Source organism: Pseudomonas arsenicoxydans (genome assembly GCF_900103875.1).
Lineage (GTDB): Bacteria > Pseudomonadota > Gammaproteobacteria > Pseudomonadales > Pseudomonadaceae > Aquipseudomonas > Aquipseudomonas arsenicoxydans.
In genome coordinates this window covers 4,949,201-4,964,786 of sequence record NZ_LT629705.1, presented here as the reverse complement: position 1 = coordinate 4,964,786, position 15,586 = coordinate 4,949,201, and the positions used below count along the sequence as shown (strand labels likewise).

Here is a 15,586-nt window from a genome sequence, read left to right as displayed (position 1 = left end):
TCCTGTCAGTCATCGATACCGGGCGTTCCCGGCTTTTTTCTCGGACTACGAGCGTTTTATGTTGTTGGCAAGTTTCTTTGGCGTGGTGATGGGCCTGGTGCTCGGATTGACCGGTGCCGGTGGCGGTATTCTTGCGGTGCCAGCGCTGGTGCTGGGGTTGGGATTGACCATGACGCAGGCCGCACCGGTGGCGTTGTTTGCGGTAGGCAGCGCGGCGGCGGTCGGCGCGATTGACGGTTTGCGTCATGGGTTGGTGCGCTATCGCGCTGCATTGTTGATTGCGTTGCTGGGGGCGATTTTTTCGCCCGTGGGCATCTACTTCGCCCATCAACTGCCGGAAAAAATCCTGATGATTCTGTTCAGCCTGCTGATGGTCCTGGTGGCCTGGCGCATGCTGCGCCGTGAGCGTCAGGACGAAGGGCCGAGCGACCATGGCCATGCCAACTGGGGCCAGAAGAACTGCATGCTCGATCAGCAGACCGGGCGTTTCTCCTGGACCGCCAAGTGCACCGCAACTCTGGCGGCGCTGGGGGCGGTCACCGGCGTGGTATCAGGATTACTCGGCGTGGGCGGCGGCTTTCTGATTGTGCCGGCGTTCAAGCAACTGACCGATGTACAAATGCGCGGCATCGTCGCCACGTCCTTGATGGTCATCAGCCTGATTTCCGCCATCGGGGTGATCGGCGCGTTCCATGCGGGCGTGCGGATCGACTCGTTGGGCGTAGCGTTCATTGTCGCCAGCATCGTCGGCATGATCATTGGCCGTAAGCTGTGCGCACGCGTGCCGGCCCGGGCCTTGCAGGTCGGCTTCGCCAGTGTCTGCGTCGTGGTCGCCGTTTACATGCTGTTCAGAGCGAGCATCTAACGCCCAACCCGCCGACTCTCATCCCATCGAAGCGCCTACCCGCTACCCAAGTAGCATACGTCGCAGCGCGCAGGCTTCGTACACTCGTGCCTCATACAGGCGCACCTGCGGGGAGGCGACGATGCAGCAGGTCCAGAGTGAAGGCGTGGTCAGTGCAATGTCCCAGGCCACCGATGCCCAGCAGGTTGCTCAGGAGCTGGCGCGGCAATTGTTGCATCCGCATCTGGGGTTCGTGTTGTTCTTTTGTTCCGCCGAGTACGACTTGCAGGCGCTGGGCCAGGCCTTGCAACAGAGCTTCGGCGGGATTCGCCTGGTGGGGTGCACCAGCGCCGGGGAAATCACTCCGTTGGGCTACGGTCGCAACTGCGTGACGGCGGTGGGGTTCGACCATCGGCATTTTTCTATCGACGCCGAACTGATCTGCGAGATGGAGCGCTTCAGCCTGATCGATGCCCAGCAAATGGTCGAGCGGCTGGTCAGCGGTTGTCGCAGCAACACCCTGGCGCCGATCAAGGGCAACAGCTTCGCCCTGACCCTGCTCGACGGGCTGTCCAGTCGTGAAGAAATGGTCCTCGCCGCCTTGAGTGCTGCGTTGGGCGATATCCCGCATTTCGGCGGCTCGGCGGGAGACGACAATTACCTGACCCACACCCACGTCTATTTTGGCGGCGAATTCCACAGCGGCGCGGCCGTGGTAGTGCTGGTCAACACCTGGCTCGACTTCGAGGTGTTCACCACCCACCACATCCTGCCCCGGGCGGAGAAACTGGTGGTCACCGGGGCTGACAGCACCTCGCGCCGAGTCTTCGAACTGAATGCCGAGCCCGCCGCCGAGGAATACGCCCGGCACATCGGCGTGCCGGTGGCCGAACTCGATCACCGGATTTTCGCAGCGCACCCGTTGGCGGTGCGCTTCAACGACCAGTATTACGTGCGCGCCATCCAGCAGGTGCATCCCGACCTGAGCCTGAGTTTCTATTGCGCGGTGGAGAACGGCATCGTCCTCACCGTCATGACGCCCGGGCCGATGCTGCCGAACCTGCAAAGCCTGTTCGAAGGTTTGCAGGAACGCCTCGGCGACCTGTTGCTGACCATCGGCTGCGATTGTTTTCTCAGGCGGCTGGAGCTGGAAGGCAACGGCAATCTGGAACAGATCGGTACGTTTTTGCGTGACCAGCGGGTGATGGGTTTCAACACCTACGGAGAGCAGTTCAATGGCATGCACATCAACCAGACCTTCACCGGGGTTGCCATTGCCCGAGGCCGGTCCCCTGGACACCGCTGAGCTTCTGGCGCAAATCGCCAGCCTGCAGCACGACAATCACAAGTTGCAGCGGATCAATGGCGCGCTGATCGAGCGGATCGAGTCCGGCATCACCCGTGGCAATGACCCGTACGCGGCGTTTCAGCACTCGGTGGTGCTGGCCGAGCAGGTGCGTGAGCGCACTGACGCCTTGAACCAGGCCATGGCTGAACTCAAGTCGGGCAATCACTTGCTCAGCGAAGCACGCCTGCGTGCGGAAACCGCGCACCAACATTTGATCGACGCCATCGAAAGTATTTCCGACGCTTTTGTGCTGTTCGATGCCGACCAGCGAATCGTCTTGTTCAACAGCCGGTTCAAGGCCTTCTGGAGCAACAGCCGGGTGCGGATCAACGCCGGCATGCGTCTGGCCGAGGTCAAACGCCTGATGAGTGTCACCGGTTTGTTCACGGAAGAGCCGCGTGGGCAGGCCGATGAGAACCTGCTGTATCGCCTGCAGAACGGTCGTTGGCTGCAAGTCAGCGAACGGCCCACCCAGGAAGGTGGGCGGGTGATCCTGTTTACCGACATTACCGACGTCAAACTCAGTGAAACCATGCGCCGCGAACAAGCGGTGGCGCAGAAATCGCATTTGCTGCAACGGGCGGTCGACAACCTGTCCCAAGGCGTGGCCATGGTCAATGCCGAGGGCGTGCTGGAATTGTGGAACCGGCGCTTTCTGGAGCTCAGCGGCTTGGCGCCGGTGGCGGCGCATCGGCCGTTTGCCGAAGTGATCGCCGACAGCGAGTTGAACCTGCTGACCCCGGCCAGTCGCGACGCGAACGGGCGCCATGTGCAGGAACTGGAACAGCGCCTCTACGATGGCCGGGTGTTGGAAATCCGCACCCATCCGTTGCCCACCGGCGGCTTCGTCAACACCTTCACCGACATCACCGAACGCTATCAGCACGCCGAAGCGTTGAGCGAAAGCGAACGCTGGATTCGCCTGATCACCGACCATGTTCCGGCGCTGATCGCCTACCTCAACGCCGATCTGGTCTACGAATTCACCAACAAAGTGTACGAAGAATGGTACTGCTGGCCGCGCGGCGTGATGCTCGGACAGAGCCTGCGCGAAGTTCACAGCGAACAGCATTACCAGCGCCTGGAATCCTACGTGGCTCGGGCTCTGGCCGGGGAGAGCGTGACCTTCGAGTTCGCCGAAACCAACATCAACAATCAGGAGCGCTACATGCTGCGCTCCTACGTGCCCAATCGCCTGGCTACCGGGGAAGTGGTGGGGATTTTCGTGCTGATCCGCGACATCACCGAACGTCGGCGCACGGCCGAAGCGTTGCATCAGGCCTACCAGAATCTCGAGTTACGGGTGCGTGAACGCACGACGGAACTGACTACCCTCAATGACCAGTTATTGCGGGAGATCGACGAACGTCGGCGCGTCGAGTCGCGCTTGCGCGAGGCCAAGCTTGAGGCCGAGCAGGCCAATCTGTCGAAAACCAAGTTTCTGGCTGCCGTGAGTCACGACTTGCTGCAACCGCTCAACGCCGCTCGACTGTTCACCAGCGCCTTACTGGAACGCCGCGAGCCGGTAGCCAATGCGATTCTGGTGCGCAATGTCAGCAATTCCCTGGAGGACGTGGAAAATTTGCTGGGCACGCTGGTGGACATTTCCAAACTCGATGCCGGGGTGATCAAGGCCGACATTGCGCCGTTCGCCCTGAGCGAATTGCTGGAAAACCTCGCCGCCGAGTACACCCAGGTCGCGCGCAGCGAAGGGCTTGAGCTGCATTTCATCCCGTGTTCGGCGTTGGTGCGCAGCGACATTCAGCTGCTGGCGCGGATCCTGCGCAATCTGCTGAGCAACGCCATCCGCTACACCTACAGCGGTCGTGTGGTGCTGGGTTGCAGGCGCCATCATCAGCGCTTGACGATTGAAGTCTGGGACAGCGGCATGGGCATTGCCGAAGATCGACTGGAAGAGATTTTCCAGGAGTTCAAGCGTGGCGATGTACAGCGACCGGATCAGGATCGCGGCTTGGGCCTGGGACTGGCCATTGTCGAGAAAATTGCCGGAATCCTCGGCCACCGCATTCATGTGCGTTCGTGGCCGGGCAGGGGTTCGATGTTTTCCGTCGAGGTGCCTTTGAGCGCCACGGCCCCCAAGGCTCAGCCGACGTTGCTGATGAGTGAACCGATGCTGGAACGTCTGCGCGGTGCGCGGGTGTGGGTGCTGGATAACGACGCGGCGATTTGCGCCGGCATGCGCACGTTGCTTGAAGGTTGGGGGTGTCTGGTGGTCACGGCGCTGTCGGAGGATGACCTGGCGCGCCAGGTGGACAACTACCATGAAGAAGCGGATTTGCTGATTGCCGACTATCACCTGGATAACGATCAGAACGGGGTCGATGCCGTGGCCCGGATTAACGCCCGTCGTGGTTCAGCGATACCGGCGATGATGATTACCGCCAATTACAGCAACGAGCTCAAGCAGCAAATCCGCGAACTGGGCCACACCCTGATGCATAAACCGGTGCGGCCGATGAAGCTGAAGACGGCGATGAGTCACTTGCTCGGCAGACCTTGATTTTTCTGGTGTATTCACTGGCGTCATCGCGGGCAAGCCCGCTCCCACCGGGATATCCACACTCCTGTGGGAGCGGGCTTGCCCGCGATGGCGGCGACTCGGTCTACCAGAGTCAGCGCCGCAAGTAAGACCCGAAATCTATATCCCCAGCACTCAAAATCGCCTGCACCCGGTTGTGCACGTTGAGTTTGCGCAGGATAGCCGAGACGTGCGCCTTGACCGTGGTTTCGGCGATTTCCAGGGTGTAGGCGATCTGTTTGTTCGATTCGCCCTTGGTCATGCGCTCCAGCACCAGCAACTGCTTGCGGGTCAGGGCCTGGAGCAGCTCCGGCGGAAAGCTCGGGTTGTCGTTCATCCGGCGCTGGGTGCCGGATTTCTGCGTGCGGATGATGTCCGGCGGCAAGTAGACGTTGCCATTGAGAATTTGCTGGATCGCTTCGGTCATCTGCACCCGGGGCGAGGACTTGGTGATGAAACCGACCGCGCCGTAGGTGATGGCTTGCAGCACGATCTGTTTGTCCTGTTCGGCCGAGACGATCACCACCGGAATGGTCGGCGCCTCGTTGCGCAGGTTGATCAGGCCGTTGAGGCCGTGCATGCCGGGCATGTTCAGGTCGAGCAGGATCAAGTCCAGGTCGTCATGTTCCTGGGTCAGCAGTAGCGCGCTGTCGAGGTCGGCGGTTTCCATCACTTCGCTGCCCGGAAAACCGTCGCTGATAACGTTATGGATGGCTTCGCGAAACAGCGGGTGATCGTCGGCAATCAGAATTTTGTACATGGCCTTTCACCTCATTATTTTGATTATGGTGTGGCAACAACACGCACGCGTAAAGGTCAGGGGAAGGGTTCGGGCCGGGCGGGCGCAACGGGCAGGTTCGCGGCTTGCCAGGCGTCCAGGCCATCGCGATACCAATACAGTGTTTTATAGCCCATGGCGGCGGCGCGTTTCACTGCATTCCAGCTCAGCCAGCAGTCGGATCGGCAGTAGAAGACCAGCGGTTGGGCCAGGTCGCCGGCGGTCAACCGTTTCAGGTTACGCGCAAAATAGTCCTGCCAGTCAGGCGTCAGGTCGCCGTCGCCGGTATTGGCCAGCCAATGGCTGCCGGGCAGGTTCTCGTGGGGCTGGTCTTCGATGAAACGTCCTTGCAGCCATTGGCGGCGATAGACGTCGATCAGCACCGGGCGCGGTGTCTGGGTGAGCAGGGTTTGCAGGGCGGCGGTGTCGATGATGGCTGCGCCTTGCAGCTGATTCGGGGTCGGGCTGCGGTAGAGGCCGATGCGATAACCCTCGGCGGAGAACAGCGGTGTTTCGGCCTGCGCGACACCCAGCAACAGGCTCAGCGATAGCGCGGCAAGGGCAGGGCGCAGCAGACGACGTCGGGCACGCGGCATGGGGTCGATCCTTATAGTTATGACCCCATTACATGCCAGTCCCGGCGCATTGGGAATGCGACGATAGACAGGTAAACCAGTACTAAAGTAGTAATTTTGCCCTTTTCAACGAAGATCAACTGTGGGAGCGGGCTTGCCCGCGATGGCGGTGTGTCGGCCGATATCAATGTTGGATGTACCGGCCTCATCGCGGGCAAGCCCGCTCCCACAGGGGGGATGTGCTGTCAGGTGGCTTTGCGCAGGGCTGCGTGTTGCGGGTTGAAGGTGAATACCGCGAGCAGGGTGAATATCAGTGTCAGCGCAATGCACACCGACAGAGCCAACGGATTGAAGCGTTCGTACAAGGCAAACCGCACCAGCTCCACCGCATGGGTGAACGGGTTTAGCGCGCACAACCAATACAGCCACTCGCTGGACTCGCGCATCTTCCATAGCGGATACAGCGCCGACGACAGGAAAAATAGCGGGAAGATCACGAAATTCATCACCCCGGCAAAGTTCTCCAGCTGGCGGATCGCGTTGGACAACAACAACCCCAATGCGCTGAGCATCAACGCCACCAGCAACAGCGCCGGCAAGGCGATCAAAAGGCCCATGGCCGGCGGTTGCACGCCATACAACCAGGCAATGGCGAGGAAGGCATACACCTGCAACAGCGAAATCAGTGACGTAGCCAATAGCTTGCTGCACAGCAGGAAGGTCCGGGGCAGGGGACTGGTCAGCAGCACGCGCATGCTGCCCATCTCGCGGTCGTACACCATCGACAGCGAACCTTGCATGCCGTTGAACAACAGGATCATGCAAGCCAGGCCCGGGATGATGTAGACCTCGTACGGAATGTAGGTGTCATACGGCTCGATGATCGCGATCCCGAGCGCCGCGCGAAAACCGGCAGCGAACACCAGCAGCCACAGCAGCGGTCGCACCAGCGCGCTGAGAAACCGCGTGCGTTGCAGCACAAAGCGCAGCCATTCGCGCAGCACGATGCCGCTGAAACATTGCCAATAAGCGTTCATCGGGCAGCTCCTGATGTAGTCAGGCGAGTAAAGGCCGAACCGAGGTCGCCGCCATGTTCCAGGCTCAGCGCATCCGCCTGCCCGCTGGCCACCAGCCGGCCTTGATGGAGAATCAGCAAGTCGTCGCTGGGTTGCACTTCGTCCAGCAAATGGGTGGTCCACAGCACGCTGATGCCGTGCTCGCGACACAGACTGCGGATGTGTTGATTGAGCGCCAGGCGGCTGGCCGGGTCGAGGCCGACGCTGGCCTCGTCGAGCAGCAACAACCGTGGCTGATGCAGCAAGGCGCGGGCGATTTCCACCCGGCGACGGTGGCCGCCGTTGAGTTCACGCACCCGCTCTCGACGCCGTTCGGTCAGCGCCTGACGCGCCAGCTCGGCCTCGACCCGCAGGCCGGTCTCGCGCCGGGACAGGCCGTGCAGTGCGGCGTGATAGCGCAGGTTTTGCTCGACGCTGAGGTCCAGGTCCAGGGTGCTTTGCTGAAACACCACGCCCAATTGCTTGAGCGCCGCACGCGGCGTCTTGCGCAAGGAGCAGCCGCCGACCTGGATCTCGCCGCGTTGCAGATCATAAAGCCGGGTGAGCAAGGCAATCAGCGTCGATTTGCCTGCGCCATTGGGTCCCAGCAATGCCGCAAACCGCCCTGGCACCAGGCTGAAACTCACTTGGCGCAAGGCCTCGCGCGCACCGTAGGCAAAACTCAGCTCGCTGACATCGAGTGCGTTCATGGCGTCACCACCACGCCCCACGGATAGCGCCCGACCTTCACCGATTTGATGACTTTGAGGCTGTCGACATCAATCACCGAGACATCGCCGCTGACACCGTTGGTGGCCAGCAACTGCTTTTGATCCGGGGTGAATGACATCTGCCACACGCGCCGGCCCACCAGCAGGTAATCGAGGATTTCGAAGGTCTTGGCATCAACCACCGCGACATGGTTGGCCGGGCCGAGGGCGACGAAACCGTACTTGCCGTCGGCGCTGAGTTTGATGCCCACCGGTTGCACCTTGTCCGGGTGAACGCCCTTGATCTGGAAGGTCAACGTCTTGAGGACCTTGCGCGTCGCCACGTCGAGAATCGTCACCGTGCCGCCGATCTCGGCCGAGGCCCAGAGCTTGGAACCGTCAGGGGCAAACTCGACGAACCGCGGCCGCTGATCGACCAGGGTGCTGTCGGCCAGGGTCTGGGTGCTGGTGTCGATCCAGTGCAGCATGTTGGTGGTTTCGCTGGTGTTGACCGCCCACTTGCCATCGGGGCTGACGGCCATGCCTTCGGGCTCGACACCGACATTGATCTGGCTCAGCACCTTGGAGGTTTCAGTGTCGATCACCGTCACCAGCGCATCGTCTTCGTTGGAAACGTACAACCAGCGATTATTCGGGTGCAGGGCGAATTGCTCAGGGTCTTTGCCCGACGGCAGCTCCTTGATGATCTTGCGCGTGGCCACGTCCATCACCTGAACCCGGTCCGAATCGCTGGCGCAGATGTACAGCAGCTTGTTGTCGTGGGACAGCAGCAATCCGCGTGGGCGCTGGCCGACGGGCAGGGTGTCGGTGACTTGCAGGGTCTGCATGTCGATCAGGCTCAGATTGTTGTCCTTTTCGTTGGAGACCCAGGCGGTGCTGGCCACGGCGTGCCCGGCGGCAAGCAGCAAGGCGCAAGAGAGCAGGGTGCGGCGCATGGCGGATTCCTTTTTGTTGTCGTTGTTGTGAAGTGCCACATCAGGGAAAGCGGCAAGTGACCTCGGGCTTGTCGTAGCCCAGGCTGTCCATTTCGTTGAAAGGGTGGAGGAAACCGTCCTGGGGCGAGGTGCTGACCAGCGCCCGGGGTTGCACGATAGGGATCGGTTGGCGCAACTGGCCGTTCCACGGGCGATAGCTGAGCTTGCGACCCTTGAAACCGTCGAGGGGCAATTGATCGCTGATTTCCAGGGCGCGGATTGCCATCGGATCGACCTGACGCAACTTGCTCACCGCGCTGGCGATGCTGCGCACGGCCATCCAGGCGGCGAAATCGCGGTCATTCATCCAGCGCCCGGTCAAGGCCTCGAAGCGTTTTTGCAGTTGGGCGGCGCCATAGGTTTCGACGGTTTTGTGCCAACCCACCGGGGTCAGGCCCTGAGTGCCGGCGACCGGCCGTGGATACCAGGTCTGATAGGGCACGTATTCACCGAAATCGCCGCGCTCATCCGCCACCAGCACCACGTCGTACTCGGCGGTCTGGGTGAACAGCGGCATGTCGGCCTGGGCGCTGCGGCGTTGGTCGTTGTCGAAACTCCAGGCTTTTTCCGCGACCAGTTTCAGGCCGAAACGTTTGGCGGCGCGGCGCAGGGCGGCGGCGTAGGCCTGATCGTCCGGGGTCGGGCCGACGATCAACAGCGCCCGTTGCCATTTGCGCACCACCAGAAATTGCGCCAGCGCATCGGCCAGCATCGCCCGGCTTGGCAGGCTGTGCAGCACGTTCGGCAGGCAGTCGGTGGTGCGCAGGCTGTCGTCGGGGCTGCCGGCGTTGAACAGCAAGCTGTCGGGCAGCACGGCGCTGAGTCGGCGCAGGGTTTCCACCGGAGCATTCACGACAAACAAGCGAAGGCCCTGTTCGTGTTGGGCCTTGGCCGCTTCAACCAACGCATCTGGACTGTCGGCATTCGCGCTGACCAGGCTGTAGCTGTGGTTGAGAAAACGCCCGGTGCTGTTGCTGTCAGTGATCGCCAGTTCTGCGCCACGAAGTCCGGCATCGGCCGGTTCGGGAATGACGTTCGACAGCAGCGGGCCAGTGTCGGGGCGATAGCCCAGGTAGCCGATCTGCACCTGTAGCGGCGTGTCGGCGGCCTGGCTCTGGGTCGCCAGCCCGGCGGCGCAGGCGATGGCCAGCAGGTAGATCAGGGCGTAAGGGGCAAGCTGGCGCATAAGGCACTCCATTACAGGTAGCGCCAGCATAGGAAGCCTGCGAGGCAGAATGAAATATGCAGAAAGTACCAGTGAGCCAGTACCAAGGTAGTAGCTCGCCCGGCAGAGGGCGGTTTCAGCCAGAGGCGACGGTATTCAGGTGTGCGCCACAAAGCCTACTACCAAGGGACTAGAAGGCGGCCACCAAAGCAGCATGGGGATTGCGCGGGACGGTTCCTAAGATGGGTGCCATAGCCTCTTCCAAGAGGTTTTGCGTGCAATCCTGAGGGCATAACAATGACAACAAAACGCAGCGCCTTACTCGTTGCCGGACTGCTGGCCGGCTTTATCAGTGCAGGTTCGGTCTGGGCCCACGGCAACGTGGTGCCTCAGGCGGTCGCCACCCCGGGCCTGACCCCGATCAAGGATGCCGGCGTACCGGTCGATGCCGATGGCTGGGCCTCGGTGAACCCTTACCGCACATCTCCGGAACACGACAAGGCCGTGGAAATCGGCTCCTCGGCGTACAACCAGAACTGCGCCGCGTGTCATGGCCTGGAAGCCAAATCCGGCGGCATCGCCCCCGATCTGCGCTTGCTCGATGTCGGCGACGCCGGTGATGAATGGTTCGTCGAGCGCGTGCGCCATGGCGCCGTGCGTGACGGTCGGGTGTACATGCCGAAGATGGCTGACTACCTGAGTCAGGAAGCCTTGTGGGCGGTGCGCTCCTACCTGGACAGCGTGCACGTCGAGGAGTAAGCCATGCGCCTGCTCACTGTGTTGATCAGCGTCGTGTTGCTGTGTTGCCAGGCCGCGCAGGCGCAAGTGCGTACCTTTGACGAGATGATCGCCGCCGGGGAGCTGAAAGTCGCGGTCTACAAGGACTTCGCGCCTTACAGTTTTGAGCAGGCCGGAAAGCCTCGCGGGGTGGATGTGGAACTCGCGGAGGCGCTGGCCAAATTCCTGGGCGTACGTCTGACGTTGATCTGGGCGCCTGCCGGCGAGAAGCTCGATGACGACCTGCGCGATTACATCTGGCGCGCCAGTCAGCTGCACGATCTGCAACTGGCCGACCTGATGATGCGGGTGCCGTACGACCGCGACTACGCGCAAAAACGCAATGAAATCGGTGAGCTGGAAAACGGCCATGTGGTGATGTTCGGGCCGTACCAGAACGAACAATGGCAAGTCGCTTATGACCGTCGCCGACTGGACAAGGTCGCCAGCGTCGCAGTGTTCGAGCAGCACCCGATCGGCGTCGAAGTCGACAGCGTGCCGTCGTTTTACCTGACCTCTGTGTTCAACGGCATGCTCGCCGCCAAGACCCATCACTATCCGGATGTGCCCCAGGCGTTCGCGGCCATGAAGGCCGGCGAAGTCGACGCGGTGATGGCCATGCGCGGCGAGATCGACTGGCAAGTGCATGAAGCGGCCGACCCGCAAGTGGCCCTGGCGGAGAACGCCTACCCGAACATGGGCAAGCAGCTCTGGGAAATCGGCATGGCGGTGCATGAAAGCAACCACCAACTGGCCTATGCCGTGGAAGAGGCGCTGGAAACCCTGATTCGTGAAGGCTCGGTCAAGACCATTTACGAGCATTACGGCCTGCGTTATGACGTGCCCGAGATGTATCAATAGTGAACTGGCGAGCGAGTTGCCTGTTGGCCTGCTGGTTACCGCTGGCGGCATACGCGACCGACATTGTTCCGGGCAAAGACCCGGTGCCGTCGGTGATGTGGGACTTCTACCACAAGCAAATGCTCGGTGATGCGCCGTTCGTGTTCGACGAGCGGGTCAAGCTACTGGCGCCGCCATTCGCCGAAGACGCCCGGCAAGTGCCGCTGGAAATCGATGCCAGGGCGTTCAAGGGCGAAGTGGTGAAAATCCTCGCCTGGGCCGAGCTCAACCCGCTGCCGAAAATCGTCGATTTTCAACCGCTGGACCGCGTATTGCCGTGGCTGTCGATCCGCATCCGCATCGAGCAGGCCACGCCGTTGCGCGCGGCGGTGCTGACCCGCGATGGGCTGTGGCATGTCGGTTCGACGTTGATAGACGCCGCTGGCGGTGGCTGCACCGCGCCCAGTGTCGTGCGTACCCAGGCCGGGTGGGAAGAACACATCGGCGAGGTGGTGGGCGGTCGATATCCGCGCGACGCCTTCAGCCGTGTGCGCTTGCAGATAGCGCACCCGATGGACAACGGCATGGTCAGCGGCATTCCGGAATTTTTCATCAACCATGCCGAGCTGCGGGATCAGAACGATCAGCTGTTGGCCCGTCTCGAACTGTTCCCGGCGGTCAGCGAAAACCCGAACCTGGCCTTCGATATCGAGGGGGCAGGGCAGACGCGCTTGTTACTGCGCGACAACAGCGGCAATCAATTCGATGCGGCCATACCCTGAGCCAAAGGAGCGTCTCATGCGCTGGATGCTGCTGTTGTTGATGGGCTTGGGTCTGCCGGCCCTGGCGGACCTCGACTACGTACTCAAGCCTCGGCAGATCGCCCAGGACACCTGGCTGCTGGAAGGCAGCACCGACAATTTCGCCCAGGCCAACGGCGGCAATATCGTCAACACCGGGTTCATCGTTACCGAGCGCGGTGTGGTGGTGATCGACACCGGGCCGTCGAAACGCTACGGCGAGGCGATGCGCAAGGCGATTGCCGCGACCACCGATAAACCGGTGATCCAGGTGCTGTTGACCCACCATCATCCGGACCACGTACTGGGCAATCAGGCTTTCAGTGACGTGCCGATCGGCGCGCTGGCCGGCACCACCGAGCTACTGCGTCAGCAGGGCAATGCGATGGCCGAGAACATGTATCGGTTGGTGGGGGACTGGATGCGCGGCACCGAAGTGGTGTTGCCGACCCAGGTGCTGACACCCGGCGTGCACAGTTTTGGGAATCACGATCTGCGCCTGCTGAGCCTGGGTGGGCACACCGGCGCGGATCTGGCTATTCTCGACCAGACCACCGGCGTGCTGTTTGCCGGGGACCTGGTGTTTTACCAACGGGCGTTGACCACGCCCAACAGTCCGGGGCTGTCGGTGTGGCTGGCGGACGTCGCCACCCTTCAAGGCCTGCCGTGGACGTTGATCGTGCCGGGCCACGGCCCGGTGTCCATCGACCCGCAACCGTTCGAACAAATGCGCGACTACCTCACCTGGCTCGACCAGCTCATGCGTGACGGCGCGGCCAATGGCAGCGCCATGACCGAGATGATCCGCAGCCCCATCCCCGAGCGCTTTGCCGGGATCAATCTGAGCCGCTATGAGCTGATTCGCAGTGTCAGTCACCTGTACCCGCGCTATGAGCGCGCGCAGATGACCCGAGTCGATTCCGCCACGCTCAAATGACCAACACAAATCTCAGTGGGAGCGGGCTTGCCCGCGATGACGGCGTCACATTCAACACATTCGTTGACTGACATTGCGCTATCGCGGGCAAGCCCGCTCCCACAGGGACCGGTGTCGACCACAGGATTGGATACTCATCTCCTCCGACCCTGTACTAAGGAACTAGCAATCTCAGCACTGCGGGCAATTGTTGCAAGGGCGGCGGCGGCCAAGAATCTGCACCAGACCGGAAAAATTTCCCGGGTATAACAAAAACCGCAGAGGTAGCCGTCATGACCCAACCCGCACGTCGCCAACCCTTCGTCTTGAGTGTGCTGCTCAGTGCCATGCTGCTGTCCGGCACCGCGCTGGCCGGTGTCACCGACCAGGACATTCTCCAGGACCCCAAGAACCCGGAGCAGATCGTCACCAACGGTCTGGGCGTCCAGGGTCAGCGCTACAGCCCGCTGGACACGCTAAACGTCGACAACGTCAAGGATTTGCGTCCGGTTTGGGCGTTCTCCTTCGGCGGTGAGAAGCAGCGCGGTCAGCAAGCGCAGCCGATGATCAAGGACGGCGTGATGTACATGACCGGTTCCTACTCGCGGGTGTTTGCGGTGGATGCACGCACCGGCAAAAAACTCTGGCAATACGATGCGCGCCTGCCCGATGACATCCGTCCGTGCTGCGACGTGATCAACCGTGGCGTGGCGCTGTATGGCGACCTGGTGTTCTTCGGCACCCTCGACGCCAAGCTGGTGGCATTGAACAAAGACACCGGCAAAGTGGTGTGGAGCAAGCAGGTGGCCGACCACAAGGAAGGCTATTCCATCAGTGCCGCACCCTTGGTGGTCAACGGCAAACTGATTACCGGCGTGGCCGGTGGCGAGTTCGGGGTGGTCGGCAAGATCTCCGCCTACGACCCGAAAAACGGTGAGCTGCTGTGGACCCGGCCGACCGTTGAAGGCCACATGGGTTACACCTACAAGGATGGCAAAGCGATAGAAAACGGCATCTCCGGCGGCGAAGCCGGCAAGACCTGGCCGGGCGATCTGTGGAAAACCGGCGGCGCGGCCCCTTGGCTGGGCGGCTACTATGACCCGGAAACCAATCTGCTGCTGTTCGGCACCGGCAACCCGGCGCCATGGAACTCGCACCTGCGCCCTGGCGACAACCTCTACTCCTCGTCGCGCCTGGCGCTCAACCCGGACGACGGCACGATCAAATGGCACTTCCAGAGCACGCCTCACGACGGCTGGGACTATGACGGCGTGAACGAGCTGGTCTCGTTCAACTACACCGAAGGCGGCAAGGAAATCAAAGCGGCGGCCACCGCTGACCGTAACGGGTTCTTTTACGTGCTGGACCGCACCAACGGCAAATTCATCCGTGGTTTCCCGTTCGTGGACAAGATCACCTGGGCCACCGGCCTGGATAAGGACGGCCGGCCGATCTACAACGAAGCCAGCCGTCCCGGTGCTCCCGGCTCTGAAGCCAAGGGCAGTTCTGTGTTCGTAGCCCCGGCATTCCTCGGCGCGAAAAACTGGATGCCGATGGCCTACAACAAGGACACCAAGCTGTTCTACGTGCCGTCCAACGAGTGGGGCATGGACATCTGGAACGAAGGCATCGCCTACAAGAAAGGCGCAGCTTTCCTCGGTGCCGGGTTCACCATCAAACCGTTGAACGAAGACTACATCGGCGTGTTGCGCGCCATCGATCCGGTCACCGGCAAAGAAGTCTGGCGCCACAAGAACTACGCGCCGCTGTGGGGCGGGGTGCTGACCACCAAGGGCAACCTGGTGTTCACCGGTACGCCGGAAGGTTTCCTCCAGGCGTTCAATGCCAAGACCGGTGAGAAAGTCTGGGAATTCCAGACCGGCTCCGGCGTACTTGGCTCGCCGATCACCTGGGAAATGGACGGCGAACAGTACGTCTCCGTTCTTTCCGGTTGGGGTGGCGCGGTCCCGCTGTGGGGCGGCGAAGTGGCCAAGCGCATCAAGGACTTCAACCAGGGCGGGATGCTCTGGACGTTCAAGCTGCCTAAAGACCTTGTAGTAGCCAAGCACTGACCCTGCACTGATCGTTCCCACGTCGAGGCGTCGAACCGTCCGCGTGGGAATGCCTCAACGGACGCTCCGCGTCCGCTCTGGGACGCAGAGCGTCCCTGGCTGCATTCCCACGCAGAGCGTGGGAACGATCAAAGTGGGAATGATCATCTACTACCAAATAACGAGAGTCCCC

The 15,586-nt window shown here is 61.6% G+C and carries 14 protein-coding genes; 8 read left to right on the top strand and 6 right to left on the bottom strand.

All coding sequences use genetic code 11. The features are described 5' to 3' along the window. Positions 1–58: 58 nt before the first annotated feature. The 3 genes from BLQ41_RS23080 (at position 59) to nahK (ending at position 4,713) form a co-directional block, all read left to right on the top strand. Complete coding sequence (locus BLQ41_RS23080) at positions 59–865, top strand: sulfite exporter TauE/SafE family protein (RefSeq protein ID WP_090184848.1); 807 nt, start codon at positions 59–61, stop codon at positions 863–865. 121 nt (positions 866–986) lie between these two features. Further along, positions 987–2,150, top strand: coding sequence for a nitric oxide-sensing protein NosP (gene nosP, locus BLQ41_RS23075; protein ID WP_090184844.1), 1,164 nt, complete (start codon positions 987–989; stop codon positions 2,148–2,150). Continuing rightward, positions 2,119–4,713: a hybrid sensor histidine kinase/response regulator NahK/ErcS' gene (gene nahK / locus BLQ41_RS23070; protein ID WP_090184841.1), complete on the top strand. Its 2,595-nt coding sequence runs from the start codon at positions 2,119–2,121 to the stop codon at positions 4,711–4,713. Before nosP ends, nahK begins: the two co-directional genes overlap by 32 nt. A gap of 112 nt (positions 4,714–4,825) precedes the next feature. Here nahK and BLQ41_RS23065 read toward each other — a convergent pair whose 3' ends face one another. From BLQ41_RS23065 to BLQ41_RS23035, 6 genes are all read right to left on the bottom strand, one after another. Continuing rightward, positions 4,826–5,491 (bottom strand): response regulator transcription factor, encoded by a 666-nt coding sequence (locus tag BLQ41_RS23065; protein ID WP_090184839.1) that lies wholly within the window; start codon positions 5,489–5,491, stop codon positions 4,826–4,828. A gap of 56 nt (positions 5,492–5,547) precedes the next feature. Continuing rightward, positions 5,548–6,105: a PQQ-dependent catabolism-associated CXXCW motif protein gene (locus BLQ41_RS23060; protein WP_090184836.1), complete on the bottom strand. Its 558-nt coding sequence runs from the start codon at positions 6,103–6,105 to the stop codon at positions 5,548–5,550. A gap of 224 nt (positions 6,106–6,329) precedes the next feature. Then, positions 6,330–7,121 (bottom strand): ABC transporter permease, encoded by a 792-nt coding sequence (locus BLQ41_RS23050; protein WP_090184831.1) that lies wholly within the window; start codon positions 7,119–7,121, stop codon positions 6,330–6,332. Then, positions 7,118–7,849 (bottom strand): ABC transporter ATP-binding protein, encoded by a 732-nt coding sequence (locus tag BLQ41_RS23045; protein WP_090184827.1) that lies wholly within the window; start codon positions 7,847–7,849, stop codon positions 7,118–7,120. The genes BLQ41_RS23050 and BLQ41_RS23045 overlap by 4 nt, the downstream gene beginning before the upstream one ends. Then, complete coding sequence (locus BLQ41_RS23040; RefSeq protein ID WP_090184825.1) at positions 7,846–8,805, bottom strand: YVTN family beta-propeller repeat protein; 960 nt, start codon at positions 8,803–8,805, stop codon at positions 7,846–7,848. The genes BLQ41_RS23045 and BLQ41_RS23040 overlap by 4 nt, the downstream gene beginning before the upstream one ends. 40 nt (positions 8,806–8,845) lie before the next feature. Continuing rightward, positions 8,846–10,030 (bottom strand): ABC transporter substrate-binding protein, encoded by a 1,185-nt coding sequence (locus BLQ41_RS23035; protein ID WP_090184822.1) that lies wholly within the window; start codon positions 10,028–10,030, stop codon positions 8,846–8,848. Positions 10,031–10,306: 276 nt separating this feature from the next. On the opposite strand from BLQ41_RS23035, the gene pedF reads away from it, so the two are divergent. From pedF to BLQ41_RS23010, 5 genes are all read left to right on the top strand, one after another. Continuing rightward, the gene (gene pedF, locus BLQ41_RS23030) at positions 10,307–10,768 is read left to right on the top strand and encodes a cytochrome c-550 PedF (protein ID WP_090184819.1); all 462 of its coding nucleotides are present in this window, start codon (positions 10,307–10,309) and stop codon (positions 10,766–10,768) included. Between the two features lie 3 nt (positions 10,769–10,771). Continuing rightward, complete coding sequence (locus BLQ41_RS23025) at positions 10,772–11,647, top strand: substrate-binding periplasmic protein (protein WP_090184816.1); 876 nt, start codon at positions 10,772–10,774, stop codon at positions 11,645–11,647. Continuing rightward, positions 11,647–12,408, top strand: coding sequence for a quinoprotein dehydrogenase-associated SoxYZ-like carrier (locus BLQ41_RS23020; RefSeq protein ID WP_090184812.1), 762 nt, complete (start codon positions 11,647–11,649; stop codon positions 12,406–12,408). The genes BLQ41_RS23025 and BLQ41_RS23020 overlap by 1 nt, the downstream gene beginning before the upstream one ends. A 16-nt stretch (positions 12,409–12,424) precedes the next feature. After that, positions 12,425–13,363 carry a quinoprotein relay system zinc metallohydrolase 1 gene (locus BLQ41_RS23015; protein ID WP_090184810.1) on the top strand — a complete coding sequence of 313 codons (939 nt, stop codon included), beginning with the start codon at positions 12,425–12,427 and terminating at the stop codon, positions 13,361–13,363. A 272-nt stretch (positions 13,364–13,635) separates the two neighbouring features. Further along, complete coding sequence (locus BLQ41_RS23010) at positions 13,636–15,414, top strand: PQQ-dependent methanol/ethanol family dehydrogenase (RefSeq protein WP_090184807.1); 1,779 nt, start codon at positions 13,636–13,638, stop codon at positions 15,412–15,414. Positions 15,415–15,586 lie beyond the last annotated feature (172 nt).